The sequence below is a fragment of the Pedobacter planticolens genome (assembly GCF_014172375.1).
Classification (GTDB): Bacteria; Bacteroidota; Bacteroidia; order Sphingobacteriales; family Sphingobacteriaceae; genus Pedobacter; species Pedobacter planticolens.
On sequence record NZ_WNXD01000002.1, the window covers coordinates 283571 to 302499 of the forward strand.

General features: G+C 45.0%; 13 protein-coding genes. 5 read left to right on the plus strand and 8 right to left on the minus strand.

All coding sequences use genetic code 11. The features are described from left to right. Positions 1 to 21: 21 nt before the first annotated feature. The 3 genes from GM921_RS09895 to GM921_RS09905 form a co-directional block, all read right to left on the minus strand. Positions 22 to 4023, minus strand: coding sequence for a hypothetical protein (locus tag GM921_RS09895; protein ID WP_182922487.1), 4002 nt, complete (start codon positions 4021 to 4023; stop codon positions 22 to 24). Between the two features lie 560 nt (positions 4024 to 4583). Continuing rightward, a complete protein-coding gene (locus GM921_RS09900) occupies positions 4584 to 4919 on the minus strand; it encodes a helix-turn-helix domain-containing protein (RefSeq protein ID WP_182922488.1) in 336 nt (111 codons plus the stop codon). A gap of 225 nt (positions 4920 to 5144) precedes the next feature. Next, a complete protein-coding gene (locus GM921_RS09905) occupies positions 5145 to 6050 on the minus strand; it encodes a LytTR family DNA-binding domain-containing protein (protein WP_182922489.1) in 906 nt (301 codons plus the stop codon). A 208-nt stretch (positions 6051 to 6258) separates the two neighbouring features. Here GM921_RS09905 and GM921_RS09910 point away from each other — a divergent pair, with 208 nt between their 5' ends. From GM921_RS09910 to GM921_RS09925, 4 genes are all read left to right on the plus strand, one after another. Beyond that, positions 6259 to 6666 (plus strand): hypothetical protein, encoded by a 408-nt coding sequence (locus GM921_RS09910; RefSeq protein WP_182922490.1) that lies wholly within the window; start codon positions 6259 to 6261, stop codon positions 6664 to 6666. A 62-nt stretch (positions 6667 to 6728) separates the two neighbouring features. Next, positions 6729 to 7289, plus strand: coding sequence for a Crp/Fnr family transcriptional regulator (locus tag GM921_RS09915; protein WP_182922491.1), 561 nt, complete (start codon positions 6729 to 6731; stop codon positions 7287 to 7289). An 86-nt stretch (positions 7290 to 7375) separates the two neighbouring features. After that, positions 7376 to 7810, plus strand: a complete 435-nt coding sequence (locus tag GM921_RS09920; RefSeq protein ID WP_182922492.1) for a MauE/DoxX family redox-associated membrane protein — start codon at positions 7376 to 7378, stop codon at positions 7808 to 7810. 128 nt (positions 7811 to 7938) lie between these two features. After that, the gene (locus tag GM921_RS09925; RefSeq protein ID WP_182922493.1) at positions 7939 to 8301 is read left to right on the plus strand and encodes a hypothetical protein; all 363 of its coding nucleotides are present in this window, start codon (positions 7939 to 7941) and stop codon (positions 8299 to 8301) included. Between the two features lie 31 nt (positions 8302 to 8332). Here GM921_RS09925 and GM921_RS09930 read toward each other — a convergent pair whose 3' ends face one another. The 3 genes from GM921_RS09930 to GM921_RS09940 are packed head-to-tail and all read right to left on the minus strand — an operon-like array spanning position 8333 to position 13966. Beyond that, positions 8333 to 9682, minus strand: coding sequence for a RagB/SusD family nutrient uptake outer membrane protein (locus tag GM921_RS09930; RefSeq protein ID WP_182922494.1), 1350 nt, complete (start codon positions 9680 to 9682; stop codon positions 8333 to 8335). A gap of 17 nt (positions 9683 to 9699) precedes the next feature. Beyond that, on the minus strand, positions 9700 to 12918 hold the full coding sequence (locus GM921_RS09935; protein WP_235969818.1) for a SusC/RagA family TonB-linked outer membrane protein: 3219 nt from the start codon (positions 12916 to 12918) through the stop codon (positions 9700 to 9702). After that, the gene (locus tag GM921_RS09940) at positions 12911 to 13966 is read right to left on the minus strand and encodes a TlpA family protein disulfide reductase (protein WP_182922496.1); all 1056 of its coding nucleotides are present in this window, start codon (positions 13964 to 13966) and stop codon (positions 12911 to 12913) included. The genes GM921_RS09935 and GM921_RS09940 overlap by 8 nt, the downstream gene beginning before the upstream one ends. 656 nt (positions 13967 to 14622) lie before the next feature. On the opposite strand from GM921_RS09940, the gene GM921_RS09945 reads away from it, so the two are divergent. Beyond that, the gene (locus GM921_RS09945) at positions 14623 to 15132 is read left to right on the plus strand and encodes a helix-turn-helix domain-containing protein (protein WP_182922497.1); all 510 of its coding nucleotides are present in this window, start codon (positions 14623 to 14625) and stop codon (positions 15130 to 15132) included. Positions 15133 to 15222: 90 nt separating this feature from the next. On the opposite strand, the gene GM921_RS09950 is transcribed toward GM921_RS09945, so the two are convergent. Further along, positions 15223 to 15675: a hypothetical protein gene (locus tag GM921_RS09950; protein WP_182922498.1), complete on the minus strand. Its 453-nt coding sequence runs from the start codon at positions 15673 to 15675 to the stop codon at positions 15223 to 15225. A gap of 1 nt (position 15676) precedes the next feature. Continuing rightward, complete coding sequence (locus GM921_RS09955; protein WP_182922499.1) at positions 15677 to 18922, minus strand: DUF6443 domain-containing protein; 3246 nt, start codon at positions 18920 to 18922, stop codon at positions 15677 to 15679. Between the last annotated feature and the right edge of the window lie 7 nt (positions 18923 to 18929).

The window sequence follows — 18929 nt, forward strand, 5'->3', positions numbered from 1 at the left end:
TTAAGGGTCGAACCTTATATTTTAATAAACAACTGTATAATATATTGATGAGCCAAGCAAAAATTCATAGAAGGTCACGGGGTTCCCCGAAGGGTCATTTTCTTGGATAATGGCCTGTGTTGCAATCAGTGATGATGTCCCGTTCGCCGTGATCGAAGAAGAATTGATCAGGTTGTACATATCATCGACCTCCTCATAGGCCACATTCAAACCACTTACTGAATATGGAACAGTACAGGCAGCATCGCTGAAGAACCTGACCACGATATCGGCCTTTGTCCTTCGCAGTGCAATGGTCTGGTTCTCGTAAAAAACTTTGGCATAAACAGTTGATGTACAATTACCCGTGTTGCCCAAGCTACGCGTACGATAGGTATTGTAGGTCGCACTATATGGATTGTTATCAACCTGCTGCATTAGCTCTACTCCGGTATAAGAGCCACCAACCGTCTCGCAGGTTTTTACATTGGTATCAGTCCAGTTTGCGGCTGTATTCACGTTAATGCCATAGTTGTACGCCATGTGTTTTACAACATCTTCATTTTGGTCTTTGATTGTTTCCAAGCGGCCGTACTTATCGTAAGTATAAAAGGTGGTGAGTCCCTTTGTATCGGTCTGACTGGTCAACCCAATTAAAGGATCATAGGCGTACGTGGCAACCTGAGCATCCGCTGGCTTGATCAGGACATCATCATAGGCCGAGCCTCCACTAAGCGTGAAACTGCTGCCCGTATAAGCGGATTCTGCTGCGAGTTGCCATTTACCGCTTGACAGGCGCCAATAGGAAATCACATAGTTCCTTGCGTTTGGCCTTGTCCAGCTAATGCTGGTATTGGTAGTGTACTTTTTCCCAGTATGAGCAGTCCCTGTTACAAAACCACTTCCGGTGCTCTGCTCAAAACCATTATAATAAAATTCATTGGGTGCGGCATGCTGTGCCGCCGCAATAGGGTATTGTCCATTATAGCCCCATTGGTAACTAGCTACCTTGCTTGAATCTGTGGTTAATTTTAAGAGGCTTCCTTTGCTATCGTATTCATTGTACACCAGTCGCGTTTCGTAGTGCGGGTCTTTTGTTGATGGAGCAAAAGGTACAAATGAGCTAAGGGTAAGTGGCGAGGAAATCTTTGTTTGATTAACCTTGTATGGTACAACCAGTGTATCGGTTGTGATGGCATCAATGGACAGTTGATACTGGTTCAAGGACGCACTCAGTACTGTTGTGCCTCCCACAGTTTTTTTCAGCTGCAGAGTTTCAATTGGTGAAGCTATCCTAAAGTCCTGTTTCATCTTTTGGATGGTAAGGCTTTCGGCATCACTGCCCGAAATGGTATAATCTATAGGATACGAAAGCTTGGTAATCAACGTATCGCCTTCAGAGTTTACCGTGCTAGTACTACTGAGCTGGAAATGTAAATCGCTATCATACTTATAATTCGTAAATCTATCAATAAATTTGGTGGTATCAGCGTCATAGTTGCGTTCAGTAGTCGTCGCCAAATAGGGAAAGGAAGTATCAATACTATATGGTGCAATGATACAGCTTGAACACTTGGTACTAAAGGTCATATTTAAAGATGGATCGTAAGCTATAAATAGCGATCGAGCTGCGCAACCCATCTTTACTGAGGGCGATGTAGCGAATGCTTTAGATTGATAGGTATTGATGATCTTCTTTACCGGATACAGGATACTCCCCTCTTTTTTATAGCTGGTCTGTTCGAGTAGCTGCCCTCTTTTATAGTCTTGTGAAAGATAGGGTGCAAAAGGAAATACGGTACTAAAATTGCCAACATCCGCAAATTCCTTGGATGTGCTAAAATGGCTCAATGTTTCCCCCTGATTGCTTGCTTGATCAAACAGTTCCCTGACGTATTCATATTCCACGAAGCCCCCTGCCGTGGTTGCCAAAGGGGCATTACTATTTGAGGTGCGAACCAGGAACAGGGCATTGCCAGATTTAAACACCCCTGATTGCATCTGTGAATAGGGCAGTCCAGTTAGATACTCATATACAGGTGCCGAAGTGAGTACACCACTCGATTTGGTCGGATCTCCTAGTCTACTGTAGTTGTAGTATTTCGTGGATATCTGCCCAACAAAATCATTTTCTATACTTGCGATCCTCAGACCACCGAGGGTTTTGTTTTTATATATCGCCACTGGATTAGGATTACCGTGTATTACATTAGGCCGTCCAGAAACTGCCATATAAACATCTACTTTTGTTATGGTATCTGTAAGTGGGATCCAGTTCTTCCAGTTGATGTAAAGTTGGTAATTGCCCGGATCAAATGTTTGGGCAAGCCTTGGAACACCTTGTAGGGGATCAAGTGGTGTTAGTGAAAAATCATCGAGGTTCATTAGCCCTACATGCAATTGGATCAGATTGATCGTCGCAGAATCCAGATTAAGTTGCAGATAAAATTTGAGTGAGGTTTCACTGTCAAGATAAAAAGGTGCTGAAGTTGTCGACCGAGATCGTCCACTTATCTCTGGGTTTAGTGAGTTCACTGTAGCGTAGGTAGAATCGCCCAATAGTTTTGGTTCGTTTTGGAAATCCTGCATATAAGCATTGTTGGCCTCATAGTTGAAGGTCTGTGTTCCCCCAGTAGGGTACTTGATCCTTTTGAGCGAAAATGCCTGCATGCTGGCCTCATCAGCCGAACGGTCGGCTCCATCAAATGCACTGACTCCCGAGGTAGAGGGAGGGATGAGCGAGGTATTCGATTTCCCGTTAAAAAATCCCCAGTGATCCTGGTTATACGAGAATCTGGAAGGCAATGCCATGCTCTGGTTGTAAGTAAAGCTATGTATAGCATTCTTTACATTTTCCGTACCCAGTTCAATCACCGAATCAAGGCGCAATCTAAGCTGGTCGGCAACAGAGAACAGGTTTGGCGAGGTGGGCAAGCTTTCTGTAGAGGTAAAATAGGAAGTGGCCAACCTATATTTTTTAATCGGAACATTCTCATAATCGTATACTTGTATGTACTGGAGTGCCGAATCAGAGGTGGTCAGATCGCTCCTATCAAACGGAGCCGGTGTAAAAACAACCTTGCCAAAACTGCCTTCTATCCTGTCCAGCCTCACACCTTTGATATTTGTTGCAGAATAGGTCAAGTCGCTTGGCGGTATATCAACTGGCGCAGAGGTAGCCAACAGGTCATAGGTAGTTTGACTAGATCGCTGTACATAGTTCACCACATTGGCCTTATAAAAGAGCTCTACCTTTTGGTGGTTGGGCGATATCGCTTCTATCAAAAACCAGGAAGAATTGAACTTTCCTCCTTGGTGCCCAGATCCGGCACCTTTATAGACAAAGGTCCCGTCGTTAGCTTCTGTCGCATTTCTCGTACCTGCCAGATTGGAACCGAATATATATTTGGTGCCATCAGGTGCTAAGATCGTCCAGCGAACAAAACCCTTGCTGTTTTCAATGGTATAGCTGATCTTAACATCCTGAAGGGGAACAGTGATGCATTTTTTGGTGTCCTTGTCGATAAAGAACTTACCCGACATACCCCCTACGTTGAAATAATATGAATCCTGTTCGGTGTCGAGCGCACCAGATTCGTAATCTGTCAGATAGGTATCCATAAAATTTAACGGGTTACTACTGTAGGCACCTGCTAAAACATCAAATGTTACACTGTTATTGAGATACGATCCTAGGACCAATTCATCGGCAAACCCACGTACCGTTCTGGTCACCACACCTCCAGCATTCAGACTCCAGCCCAGTCCTACCCATGGCGATACCTCTTCTACTTTTATCCCGCCAGAATTGTAGGACAGGGAGATCGGAATTTTCAGGTCACCCTGCTGTACGGTATACAGAGGGATACTGATACTAGGTATTCCCGTATACAGGCTTACTGGCATCTCTGCATATTTACCAAGTGAGGCGGCATTTGGTGATGGCGGGATTACAGGTGAAGATGAGGTTGCTACCTGTGAGTAGGCCAGTGGTCCATTGAGAATAAATAGTAGTGACAAAAACAGTTTTAGTTTTTTTTTCATATCGAGCATATTCAGATTTTTATTACAAACTTTGATAAATTGGCTTATGCAATTTAGTTTGACGTGAATTCATTGAAGAATATATTTGCCAATAGCACATAACTGTTGACAAACAGCTTCAATTTGTTGACGAACATGATTTTAAATAAGATGATTTTATCGACATTTTAGGCAGATCGAAACTTGAGCCTTGAAAGGCATGTACCAAACTAGGTCCAAGAAAAAAACCTAAAGGCCAAAAGGTTTTGGAAGGATTATTTTCGTAAAGTTGTAGACATGTTTAACGACCTTACCCGTCTATAACTTTATATCGTTCGTAATCCCTCAGCTATCATTACGTCCAGTATCGAATATAAGTTTTTGGATGAATTAAAACTGTCTTTCAATTTACTTTAAAAACGGAGGCCCATGGGCTGATTTTTCGACATTTTTTTTTAAGAATTCGGCGCAAAATTGAGAATTTGGTAATGGTCAACTAGATGCAAATGATGAAGTTAATACAATCCACATGTTAATTTCAATTATGGAACTCTGACCTATAACAATGAGCAATTCGTTGACTACCAGCTTGAAAACCTTTTGATAATGGATAAACCCAAATCCTTATTTTCAAGATGTGCCACCTCTGTTTTCTTGGATTCCTTCTCAAATTCGCTAGGGGTCATTCCTCTGTGCTGTTTAAAATACACCCTAAAATGCTGCGTAGAGGAAAAACCCAGTTCATAGGCCACCACTTTCACCAGCAAACCCGAATCTGGCAGCAACACTTCCGCTTCCATACAGATCCGTTCCGTCACTACTTCAAATATACCTTTTCCACCATACCATTCCCTACACAACCTATTCAAATGCCTAGAAGAAACAGTTAGCTTTCGGGCATAGAACCGAGCGACCATTGTAGGCGAAAATACCTTTTCGGCATATCCCTGAATTCATCTAAAAAGTCCATTTTTTCAGTCAACATACACCCGACTTGCCCTCTATCTTCAAAAAGCCGTAATATCACCAATGAGAACAACAAGCAAAGCCTTTCCCTATCCGCCCCAAGAGCCAGTTCGGCTTGCAAAATCCCTAATTTTTGTTCAAACAAAAACCGATCTATGGATTATCGCTGTCCAAATTTAAAGAGGTTTAGCCTTTACCTGTCGAGAAAGCACAAAAGCCTTCTTGAACCCATCGAAACGGTAACGGCTTACTAACAGCGGAAGAGGGATTTCAAAGTCATCCAATAGAATCAAGTTGGCCTGTTTGTTCTTTACCTTTTCATAACCCTTAATTGCCGAAAGGGAGAACATCAGCGAGCGACTGATTTGATAAAACTCTAATGGATTCAGCAGTTCGGCAAGCTCTTGCATCTTGAGGTCGATGTTGTATTTCCTGCCATCTTTCATCCAAACATAGCCGACATTTTCCTCCCGTTCGAAACACAATACTTCTTGTGGTAGCACCATAACCACCTTATTTCCCAACTTGGCCTCAATATTATACTGATAGCCTTCCTGTTTTTCTCGCATCTGGTAAAATCCATCAAGCTCGCTACTCAACTGATGATTGGCTAATGAACTGGCGAAATAATGAGCGGCAAAAAACCACGCTACATACAGTATATTCAAGGACAAGACCATCCATTTGATGATCGGAAATTCTACGGTCATGTAACCGCTCTTATCAAAATCATTATTGAAGACCCAGAAATATCCTCTAATAAAAAGAATATCCAACGCCAATACCAGCAGGATTCCTAGTACAAATTGCAACAATACTCTTGGCAACCACGATCTCACCCAATCGTATTTACGGTCCAACCATTTTGTTATCCAGTGAACCATCTGAATCAGTAGAAAGGAAGCCACTACACTAAAGGTCAATGCCACCCAATAATTCAATTGATGGAACAGCTGCCAAGAGGACTTGGACTGGCCCTCCACGGTAATCAGGTGCGCAACGATGATAGAAAGTAATAGGCGTAATGGCCATTTCAGGTAAGTAATAGGCCCAATTTCTTCAGGATGTAGTGTATTTTTCATAGGCATAGGTAAGGCCAAAAGTATATATTTTTTTTCTTTCACCTCCGCCAGGATACCTTAACCTCCCAAGAATTACCATTGAACACCCTAAATCTACCATTCACCATAAAACAGGCTTCAATTGTTAAAAAACCGCTTTTTCATCCGCTAGTTTTGACCCAAGCCGTAGCTAATACGAGTACGGATCATTCACCTAAAAATCAATATCATGGAAAAATTCCCCTTATCGACAAGCGGTCTACAGGACCTCATCAGCGAAATGCATGCTCTTCCCGATGCCCAGCTTGGCCAGCAGGCCGAGTCTATTGGAAACGACTTTAGCGCTTGGATCATCGAACATTTTATTCTCGATGAAAGTCAAATCAATTTTCTTCACGCAATCGATGAACGATTCATCGCTAGGGCCGCCACTGACTGCAAGTATTTCCTGGGAAATCGCCTACCCATTTCCTTAGTTAAGGAAGCACAAGCCCAGCGAGCTGAGCCTGAAGAAGGCGAAGATCGTGGCAAATTGCTGGACCTGGATAAAAAGACCAGTTCAAGCTTTTCAGCAGCAAATGGCTTCGCCAGTAGCGAAGAATTAATCTTCACCATCAGCTACCAAAACCCAGTATAGCACCATACTCACCTAACGGGCTGGCAAGAAAAGATCAGTCAGCCCGTTAAAAACACAAACCCATGGACCAGAGCACATTGTTCGCAAGACCAAATGAACTTCGGATGATCTCCAGACGTTTCCTCCAGGAGTTCACCGTATCAGCTGAACAGGTTCATTATAAAAAAGGGCAGCAATGGCTGGCAAGCGGACAACAGTCACGAGATATCCTATTGATCGAGCAAGGAGCAATGGCCTCCAGCCAGCATTATAGGCAAACCAATTGCATCACTATGCTATGGACAGCTCATGATATCATTTTTTCTGGAGAAAGCTTCTTTCACCAGCAACCCTCCCAGCAAGACATCTGGTTTCTATCCGACACGACGGCCTATTCCATCAACCATCGAACCGTCAACGCTCTTAGTGCAAAATACGATGACATGCACTTTATCCTCGCCTATTATCTGGCAGAAGCATTCATCCGAGCCACTAGACACAGCTTTATGCTCACCTACCACAGTCCTGCAGAAAAACTCGTCTATGCTCAAAAGGAATTCCACAACTCCTTTAACCAATTGACTAGGGAACAACAAGCCAGTTTCCTCAATATCACTCGACGAACCCTCAGTGATCTACTTTGACGACATTATTTCCCATCAAGTTGGGCAAACAGTCATAAATAAAAAATTACGTTGTTGCTAGTTTGGCTTACTAAATCCAATCCAACATGATAGCCAAAAAATACTTTACATCAGCTATTCAGTGCATTACCTTTCTGCTCATCCTTCTATGGACCTATACTGCTCTGAGCAAATGGTCGGATCCTACTTCTTTTAGGTCTTCGCTGTATAAACAACCCTTTAGTAAGCCCTTTTCAGATTTCATTTTCTGGACCCTACCGCTATCCGAGCTTACCGCAGCTGCGCTGTTGATCTTTAGCGCGACTAGAACCCTAGGATTCTACCTCTCCACCCTGTTGTTAACCATCTTCACCTTTTATATCGCAATGGCACTTTTAGGGGTGTTTGAAAAAGTGCCCTGCTCCTGCGGCGGAGTATTGAAAAGTCTGAGCTGGAAACAGCACGTATGGTTCAATATCGTCTTTCTTTCCTTATCTATCTATGCAAGTCTGATTGTTTATCGGCAAAAAACTCGAATCTAAAATGGCACCCCTGAGCTCTGGGAGCTTATAGGTGCCGGTAGCTGCCCACCAGAGCGGCAGATAAATCGTCCTAATCCAAACCCAACTTTTTCGTCCGTTTTTTCAAATGCAAAATAGCGGTCAGTAACATGAAAAATCTAAAAAACAAATTGCCACTTTTTGCATTCCTTCTTGGTCTTGCGATCGTGGTCAGTCAAAGTGCTTTTAGACCCATTGGCAGCAGTAAGCTAGCTGATGTGATCTTCGAGTATAACTCGTCTACTTACACTGAAGGGGCCTATCTGACAGATACCAATTGGGAAGTTACTGAAGATGGTAGTCAATGCCCAGGTTCTGGGAACATCTGCAAGTTAAGCGTAGATGAGCTCGAACTATCTGGCATCGGTACTATGGAAGAACAACTCGTGGAATTCTTGGATAACCAGCCAGGAACCAACGGTGCAACAGACTATATCGAAGACATCGACCATAGAGTAGCAGACAAAGACTAAATAAATAGCCCCAGTGACATTGGGGCTATTTTTATCTTAAATTCTGTGCCATTCCCGATGTAGAAATCACCTTTTCTGGGATTGGCATCGCATAGCCCCTATCATTAGGCAATAGCATATACTCTTTGCCTGAAAGCACACGTTTCAGCGTAATATCCGCCCCATCTGCATTCAATCTCTTCAAGTCCATCCACCTCAGCCCCCTAAAAACAAGTTCCTTCTTTCGTTCCGTGAGCACCTTTTTAAGGGCTTCTTCAGAATCTATAGCGGTATAAGGTTGAAAGGTTCCTGTTTTGAACCTTTTAAGCAGCAAGGTATTCAGCGCTTCAATCGATCTAGTCTTATCACCAAGCCGGGCATAACATTCTGCCCTATTTAGGTACAGTTCATCAGTGGCAATACCATTGAACAGATCAAAAGTACCATAGTAGGATCCCTTAAAGTAACCTATAGAAGTCGAACTTCGATGAAAGCGTACCTTCCTCAAGTCGTCCGCTGCATAAGAATTGTACAGCTCTGGATCGATAACCCCATTGCTGACCGAGGTGGGATGCCCCATGTAGGTATCGTATATCACTTCTGGATTAAACCTTGCAAAGGGATATTCCGCAGTTGGATTCACACCTGGCCCTCCGTTGTAGTCCATCAAGCTGCCTTTAAGGGCAAGGGCAAGATTCGTATATTTCAAACAGCTATCGGCCATTCCCATGGCCAGAAATGTCCTAGCGAGGTATCCATAAGCGGCTGGTTTAGATGGTCTAATCGGGTGCACCGGAATATCGGGCAGCAATGCCGCACTTTCCCTCAAATCGTCGATCACTTTTAGAAAGCATTCTTTTTGGGCGCTCCTAATGGAGGTCGTGTTGAAATTGACATCCAACCTTATGGGTATTCCTGGCTCATTTGCCGAGGTCGAGGCCTGATAGCCGACCGTCCAGATCATTAGCGCTTGAAAAAATGCCTTGGATCTGAGCATCAGCGCCTGCCCCTTCACATTTCGCCATTCTTGGAATCCCTGTTCGGCGACATTCGGCAGGTTGGTCAATACGACATTCGCACGGTACACCTGTGTATAAAGGACCGACCAGTTATCACTTGCCGTCGAGGCGAACTGTAGTGCTGGAGCCCAAATGTACATGTTCCTTGAAAATTCGTTCAAGCCCTGCCAAGCAGCATAGGATAGCTGGTATTCGTCAGCCGCCACGATAACGGCGTTGGGCTCGTTCTGGTTAAAAAGTGTATTGTCATCCAAAACCGCCTGCAGCTCGGCAACAGTTTGCGGAACAACAAGTTTTTGGTCGGATTTTTTATCTAGGTATTTTTCACAGCTTGTCAAAAACAGTAGACCGCTGCCAATTAGTGCAAATATTTTATTTTTCATTTCATGTGGGTTTATCGTCAAAAATCTAATTTAATTCCAAAAGCGAATTGTCGCTGACTAGGCAAAGAAGCATAATCGGGATCAAGTCCAAGATGGTTGGCCCTCCAGATAATGCCTACATTACTCAGGGTAGAAAATACCTGGAGGCGCTCAAAGGGAAGTTTTTTAATTCCCGTCTTATCAAAGGCATAGGACAGGCTCAGCAGTTGTAACCTGATGTGGTCAGCCCGCTCGACCAATATCTCCGAATTTCTATAGAGTTCATCCCTTGCCGCAGTAGCGGGATAAACAAAGGAGGGAACGTTCGTAAAGACTTCATCTCCCGGATGCTGCCAGCGCTGCGCATAATCACCATTTCCGGAAAGCTGAGCAATCAGCGGAACATAGGAAATGGATTCCCTGCGGAAATAGTACCCAAGTTTATAGCTCAGTCTCGCCGAAAGCGAGATCCCCTTCCAACTTATCCCAGTCCCTACCGAGCCAAAAACTTTTGGCAGCAGCGTACCCATATACCGGATATCGGCAAAGGTGGTCTTATTCACCACAGCAGTATAATCGCTGCTCACCGCCCCATCCAGATAACCCCTGGGATCTCCTGTAAGTGGATCTAGTCCGGCCCATCTGTAGGCGAAAATCGCAGAGGGTGAATATCCTTCAAACATGGCCAGTCCATTTGACATGGCCTGACTGGCAAGAGCTGGTGGAGCATACAGGCGAACAATACGGTCCGAGTAGGTATTGACCACCACATCGTGACGCATGACGACCTTCCCCAATAAATAGTTTCCCGAAAGCTGGATATCCATCCCATGTCCAGTGCCCGTACCAATATTCCTGATCACACTGCTACCTATGCCCGTTGTAAGATCAACTGGTACCGCGGCATACATATCTTTCAACCGCTTATGATAATATTCGATAGATCCGTTAATCCTACCTTTGAAAACCGAAAAATCGACACCTAGGTTGAGTATACCAACCTGTTCCCATTTTAGCTCTGGATTGGCATAGTTGCCAATCCTTGCAATCGGCAATTGGGTGAAAGGATTTTGCCCACTGTAGGCAAGGGTGGTCAGCGCCACCTTGTTTGGATCTACATTTCCCTGTACTCCATAACTTCCCCTAAGCTTCAACTCTGACAAGGGACTAAAGTTGAAAAACGGTTCCTTAGAAACAATCCAGGCCCCACCCACAGACCATAAGGGCTTCCACCTGTCATTGGTCAACTGTCCGAACAGGTTGGAGGCATCCCTTCTGGCGCTCGCCGATAAGGTATACCTCCCTAAATACGTATATGCGGCATTGCTAAAAAAGGAAAGGAACCTATAGTTGAACCTATTGAAATCCTTGCTTGAGGAAATCATGGCATTGCCTCCGGTGGCCAGTAGCGGATACTGGCTAGTGAGATCTACATTCACAAAACCAAGGGTCTGTGGGTTATAGCCATAGGTTCTGTCCTGCATGATCTCTTGAAGGTTCTGGCTGACCTCTACACCAGCAATCACATCCAGCCTATGGTCAGTCCAGTTTTTACCAGCATTCAGCTGCGCCCTGAAGTTCTGGGCATTCAGCGCATTGTCCGACCAATCGAATATGGCACCTTTTGGCAACTTGTTAGTAACCACTCCAGCGCTACTGATCTGCGTAAAATTATTGACCTGGTTTCGTACCGTGAACGACTGCTGATCGGAAAGGGTTTGGATCCTGCGGAGCTGCCGCTGGTAGCGGTATTTCAACCCAACAGCCAGCCAGTTCAACAGTTTATAATCCAGCCCAACGTTCACGTTCATGTCACTAGTACTAGACGTGTTGTTGATAAAGGTATAATCGTTAAGCGGATAGTACTTCCAGTCCAACAACTTTCCCCCACCCAACTGGTCGATAAAACCTTGCCTGTACTGTATATAGAGCGGCAAGGCATTCCCCTGTTCGTCGGCAAATGAGGTATACATGGGTAAGGTAGCATTTGCTGGTCTAATGCTACCGTAGGATGGCCGCCCATTGGTGCTCTTGCTTCCCGCATAAGAAAGCTCAAGCAACACAGAAAGTTTTTTTGAAAATACAAACTGGTTAGAGAACCGAATGGTGTTTCTTGTGTACCTTTCATGCAGGTTTCCCTGGTTCTGATCCAATCCGGCCGAAAACGACCAAGCGTATCTTTCAGCACCACCGCTCAATGAAGTCGCATATTGCTGATCCAGCGAACGCTGATAGAAATAACGTTGGAAATCGTTTCTCACATCCCTGCCTCTCATCTCCGCCAGTTTTACCTGAAGGTCCTGAGTAGAAAGCTTGCCCGAACGATTAGCGAACAATAGTTCGTAAGCTGCTGAAAATGGAGGATGCGTGGAACGAGCCGTATCGGTAAACCTATATTTTTTGTCGAACAGGAAAAGCTCCAGATCGATTAAATCCGATGAACCGATCTCCCTGAGAAAGAAAAGATCTGGTTCCTGACCGATATTGACTGTAGAACTGGCCGTTACTTTGAGCCGCTGCCCGAGCTTGCCCTTTTTGGTGGTGATTACGATTACCCCGTTTGCAGCCTTGGCTCCCCATATCGAACCCGCAGCAGCATCCTTTAGGATCGATACGCTTTCTATGTCGTTGGGATTGATGTTATTGATATCCCCCATATATTCAAAATTATCGACCACCACTAGCGGCTTAGACAGCCCCGAAGTATACGTGCTCATTCCCCGGACCAGCAGCGCATCCTTAGCAAAAAACCCTACACGTGAGGCTACCCCTACCACTCCATTACTGATGGTTGCCAACCTAGAAAGGGCATTAATACCAATCTGTTGATCGTATTGACCGCGATCTACCAGCGTAAAGGAACCTGTTGCCCGTTCTTTGGGCAAGCGCTGGAAACCCGTATTGATAATCTCCACTTGGTCCAATAGCACCTTTGATTTTTCCAGCTTTGCCACCAGCATCGAAGACGCCATCCTTCCAGAGAATAGTTTAAGCCTTTCATATCCAGTCATGGAAAAAACAAGCGTATCTCCTTCCAAAGGAACCAGTATCATAAACCTCCCCTTACTATCGGTCATCACCGAAACAGCAGAACTTTGCAACCGAACCGAAACACCAGCAAGATTGCTCCCGCTCTCTCCTTCCACCACGCTACCACTGATTTGGATCCTAGCCTCAGACTGGGCCAAAGACAACAGTGGAAGCCCTATACAAACAGTCACCAAAAAAACTAACCTAACACGAATTAACCTAACCATGCAGCCCCCTTTCGCTCACCACAATCTTGATCTTTTCCGAACCATCGGCAGCCTTCCTTTTTTCAAAACTCAGTGAAATCCCCATCAGCAGCAACCAGCGCCTGATATCCTGTCTGATAAACTCCGACCGTTCTTCCTTGCCCATTTCCATTGGCAAGTTGACCGTATAGCAATACGTATTGTCTCTGGCCCATGGCTCATAATACCTTGTCCGCTGGAAATACCTATCCTTTGAGGCTACCTGCAGCTCGAACATGGAAGTATCACTAATCGATTTAAAATCATAAGCCAAGCGGCAATAGGCTAGTAGTGGCTTATTGAACAGTCTTAACCTTGTTGTTGCCAAGGCACTATCCACTATTCTTCCTTCTGGCGGCGAGGCGCCTTCCAGGTATCCCGTAAAGGCAGAATAGAAAAATCCCTTTGGCTTTTCCAGCCGCAGGTCCCCAAAGCCAATCAGCTCCACCTCACCACGAACCGCTTTATCCACTTTTGTGGGCAACAGCTTAATAGCTCCCTCAGCATCAAGGCTAAGCATGGCAACGACATTCTCTTTATCCAAGTACTCCCCATCGGTAATGGCCACCACCCTGCCTTGATAAATCCAAACCAGATGCGGTAGGATCCCAAAAGGAAAGGTAAGGGCAAGGTAAGGCGAATACAGTCCCTGTTCCATCCCCAATCCCATCAGGCCGTACCTGGTCAGTACCCCCTTTAGATCTACTGCAGATTTGCAGTCGCCAACTGGCAATACCGTCAACCTACCCTCAAAAGCCTTATTCAGGCTATCCATCTTGGGCATGGATCTGATACAAGGCGCACAATAACGGCCCCAAAAATCCAGTACCAGCAACCTGTCCTTATAAAAAGAAAGCTGCTTTACCGAAACCTTGCCACCGGCATATACTGAAAGTCCCTGCTCCCAGAACTTTTCCGGAAGTACACTCCCCACCTTCAGTGGCACCACATCGCCCGTAACCCCTTGAGCCATCACCCCGCAATTCAGGCGCAATAATCCCAGGACGAATAAAATCATCAATTTTTTCATGTTTATGGTTCTAAAAAATTTAAGTTGAACTAAAAGAAATGCAGCAGAAAAACACCACACCCCAAAAAAGAAAGAAAAGCAAAGGAAAAACGGACGGCAGTTATTAACTATTTAACCCAAATCCAAAACAAACCGCCCGTCCCCATAGCCCCAACTACTCGGGACTACAGATCACCAGACTAATCAAGATCTTAAACCCTAAACTGTACACAAAGAAAATTTCCGAGAAAAAAACAACCACAACACACCAACTTCTCAATTGCTGAAAATCAATGATCAAGCTGAATGCATTTTTTGTTCCCATTACTCGTATATGTCACACGAGTCTTCGATAGGGTATAGAGAAGCACTATAGCTGGGCTCTAAATACCGCCTTGCTAGGCTTCTGACGGCCTTTTGAAACGGATTTACAATAGAGCCCATAGCGCCATAGTACGCACGAAAGTACGCAAAATATTGCCATGGGCATTAATCTATTGTCCCGTTCAGTTGCAATTGTCAGAATTTAGCAAGCGAGACTCTTTTTTAATACCAATTTGCTTTTAATAATTTCTTAGATGCTGAATCTAAAAAACTGTTAATCAAATATATAAAACAATATCAATAAATGCAAATAATTGCACTTTTTGAGATTATTATTGATTGAGATTAGCCAAATGGCTTTAACTCAAAACATATTACTAGTTCAAAACATAAATACGCTTATTGAAGCTTCTGGCTTAACTGATGAGGCCTTTTCCAATTTAATGGGCTTTTCACTTAGAAAGCTAAAGTATATTAAAGCTGGTAAAACTGAAATAAAGTTAAAAGATTTGGAAGCAGTAAGTCAATTCTTTAATGTTTCTCTAAGAGAGATTACAGCCAGAAAATTATCTTTGGAAGCCGGATTTAGGAACAAATTATTGAAATTCCATCATAAAAACAAAGAGCTTGTTGTACTTCTTGAAGAGCAACCTTCAATAGTGTATTCAGTCAAAAATGTTCTAATTAAAGATGATTTTTTTAAGAAAACTGTTGAAATTAAAGAGATTAAACACTTTCTTCTACAATATGGATGGGCTTATACCAGTTCTGCAATCTCCATGGCGATGTTGCGAATGCCTGATTTAATCAAAATTGAACCCCACCCAACTAAGAAAGGTACTTTTGTTTATTCTAGAAAGTAAGTAAAATGAGTAATTTAAATCGATTAAACCACCATCTGTAAAGCAAAACCCGTATTAGACCTTGTGTAAACCTATTTCAGGACGAGACAGTTACCTTCCAAAAAGTTCTATCTCTATGTATTTCAGCCAGTTCTCTTCATAAAAATCCAATGTGATTTTTTCTGATAAATCTTCTCTAACTATTGATATTATTCCAGTGTTTAGGTCGTCATAACTGAAGTTGAAGTTGAAATCATTAAGTGATGATATCCTTATTGCGCCGCATTGTAAAACATCAGATATGAATATAAAATAGCCATAGTCACTTTCCAGAATGTTATTAACTATAGCACTCTCCAACTCGGCTTTATGCTCAAATAATATAGTCTTCTTAAAAAAAGTTTGCAGTTTGTATGGGTTAGAAAGAATGAAATCTGTTTCTTCTATTGTCAACAAATCTTTCGATGAAACATTTATTTTTAGGATGTTGTTAAGCTCAATTAAGTAATCTGATATCTTTTGCTTTCCAATTATCCTTCTCCGCTTTTGTTCTGCTGTCTCCATATTAATAATTTACCTTTGCTTTACCTTTATTTTCCAGTTTTGGTCGCCCATAATCGTTCATTCTAGGTTGGCCAGTAGTAGGATCAACTTTAACTTTCCCAGCCTCCCAATGTGCCTGCCCTGGATGGCTGCTATCCATTGTTTGTTGTTGAACAGACTTAGTAGATGTTGTACCATAGGGAACAAACGTTTCATATCCATATTCACGCCCCGATGCATTACTTGACTGCGAAGTTGGTTGCTGGCTCGTAGGAATTCCCGCATCCCTCATAGCTTGTCTTCTTGCTGCTCGACTAGTGTTTGCAGTAGGAGTAGAATTCCCTTCGTTTACTGTAAGAGATTCTTTTACTCTTGAAGATTTCCCTCTTCCACCTCCCCCACCTTCTACAGCCTCCATACCTTGGACTACAGCTATTGCCGCAAAGACTGCCTTACCTGTAGTTATTTTTTCACCTGAGAAAAAAAGGTTATCAACTGCATTTACACCAAGCCCATCCAAAAGACCCTGCGTTAAATCAACTATGAATGCTTTGAAAGGATGCTCCTCTTTATAACTTGCAGTTGCATTTCTTAAATAACCTTTTTGATCTCCATCTGGATCCGCAATAGGTAATGCTAGGGTGATATTTTTCTTATGTGGGCAATCTGGTTTGTCGCACATCCCATCGGGGTCAATCCTGTTCATCGGATTGTTCGAGCAGAAATGATATGGTGTTAGATCTACTGAATGATCCGCCAGCGGGTCAATACTGTTCCATCTTCCGATGATCGGATCATAAAACCTTGCCCCGTAATCGTACTGTCCCAGTTCGTCCTGCAGCTCCTTGCCGTTATATAAATAGTTATTCGTCCCTGCCGTTGTGCTATGCCTCAATCCAAAAGCATAATAATTATCCTGTTGCAGCGGCCTCACAACTCCAGCGTAAATATCGAAACTATATCGCACATTTCCAAGATGGTCACTCAGGTTGTACTGGTAGGCGTAAGTACCGCTCTGGTTCAGTGCCCTACCTTCCTCCGTTTGGATGAAATCGATCGTGCCATTGGTGTACTGGATGCCGTCGACATAGTCCGTCGTCCCAGTGATATTACTTACTTTTTTTAACTTCTGTCCCGTGGCATCGTAGGTATAAGTCAAACTTAGTCCGCTCTTTGTAGCGGTAGCTGGTAGGTTCAAATGGTTATAGGTCAGTGTTACCCCATTGCGCCCATCGGTGGTAGCATTACCATTACCATCATAGCCATAGTTCCCCGTGACCAGTGGTCCGCTGGTGATCGAGTTCAGCCTGTTGCCAGTATAGCCATAGACCCCAGCCGTTCCCCCGTCCCTGCTCAGGCTTGCGATGTTACCCATCACATCATAGGTCAATACCTCGCTCATACTGATGCCCGTGCTGGCACCATTGGTAAGTCTGTTCAGGCTGTTGTATTGGTAGCTGAAGACATTGGGAAAACTTGCCCCACTGCCCCAGAGCTGAGCGCTGATGTTCCCGTTATACTGTGGAGTGCTCAATGTATCGTAGCCCAGCTTCATGCTGAACTCATTACTGGTACTGTTCCTCATCCAACCACGCTCATTGTAGGCCAATTTCGTGTTCTGGTAAAAGCTCGTCCCGTCTGTACTGTGCAGGTTTTTCTGTTTCAGCTGCCCGATCTCGTTATACTCCAACTTGTTCAGGGTTATTTCTCCCTGGGAGTTGATGTTCTCTTTGGTACCGATCTTCCTGCCCATGTGATCGTAGCTGAACGAGTTGGCAATGGTGGTGGTCGTGCTGTTTGCCGTATGCGTACGGGTACTTGCAGTCAGTTCGCCGGCAAAGTTGTAGCTGTTGTCCACCACATCCGTTCCGCCAAGGTGGTTCTCGCCCTTGGTGGTAACGACCCTTCCGTCCTTGTCATAGTAGTTTACCGTAAGCAGCATCGTGCCGGTGCCGAGCACCGTTGTCCTGGTGCCGGTCGGCAGTCCCATTGTCCTTGCGGCGGTCACCTGCGTGGTGCCGTTGGGCTGTCCGAAGGTGTTCGCAAAGAAATCATAGTCGTCATAGTAGCTCAGCGAATGGAAGTAGGCGATGGATACCGGGAATGCCAGGTTCGTATAGCCCGAGCCGTAGGTCGTACCCAGGTTGTCCCTTTCCTCCCAGAGCACCACATGTGCGTCCACCAGTGCCTGTACCGACGCCCATGTACCAGCGTTCGTATAGAGCCCCGTCATCACCACCCTGCCCAGTGCATCGTATTTGGTAAACAACCATTGGTTATTTGTTCGTTGTACGCTGTCCTGGCTCAGTACCAGTTGGTCCAGTTTGTTGTACACCATGTACTCCCAGCCCTTGCCGGGAACCTTCTTCTCGATCAGCCGTTTTCTACCGTCATAATGGTAACCGTAGATGTAGCCGTTAAAGTTCGCATCTGCCTCGGTAAAACTCGTGGCCGTTACCGCAGGCGGCACCACATAGCGCAGGTTCCCGTAATCATCATAGATGTAATAGGTCGAAAGCGATACGCTTTCCGTTTCCCAGATCCTTTTCAGCACCACCCTGCCCTCCAAGTCCCTGAACTCCTCGGTCGTGCCCGACTTCCCACTGCTCCAGTTCTCGTCCCTGCTGATGCCCTTGTACAGCTTGCCCGCTCCATAGGGAGCCAAGGTTTCCGCACCACTTGAGGTCACCTTCCACAGGGCCACCTCGCCCGTCGTGTTTGCTCCCTGCACCATCCGTACCGTATGGCCGGAACCGCCAATCGAGCCACTGTAGGGCTGCCACACCGCTCCCGGGGCGCCCTGCTCCAGTACGCGGTTCAGCGGACTGGCCTCAAAGACCGTGCGGCTGAAGGGATAGGCCGTCTTGGCCACGTTCGCATCCCAGCTTCCGCTGCCGTAAAAGCTCGACTGGTTGGTCAGGGGCGAGGCCCTGAAGCTCCCATCATTGCCACTCTGCTCGGCATAGGGCAAATACTTCAGCTCCTCCCTGCCCAACGCGTCGTACACCACCGCCTGCACGATGTCCTTCTTTAAGGGGCTCCCCTGCCACTGCACACTCTGCAATGGCCTGCCCAGGCCGTCCAGGTACTGGATGCTCCGGTTGGCACTGTCAACGGGAAGCAAGGCCAGGCTCCCGGCTGTCTGGTGGCCCTGGTGCTTAACCACCGTCTCCATCACAAAATTCCTGTTCAGCGTGGGCAACTGGGCCTTTGTCACAACTGCACTTAAACACAATAGTCCAAGGGTCAATGTATAGGTCTTTTTCATGAACGTT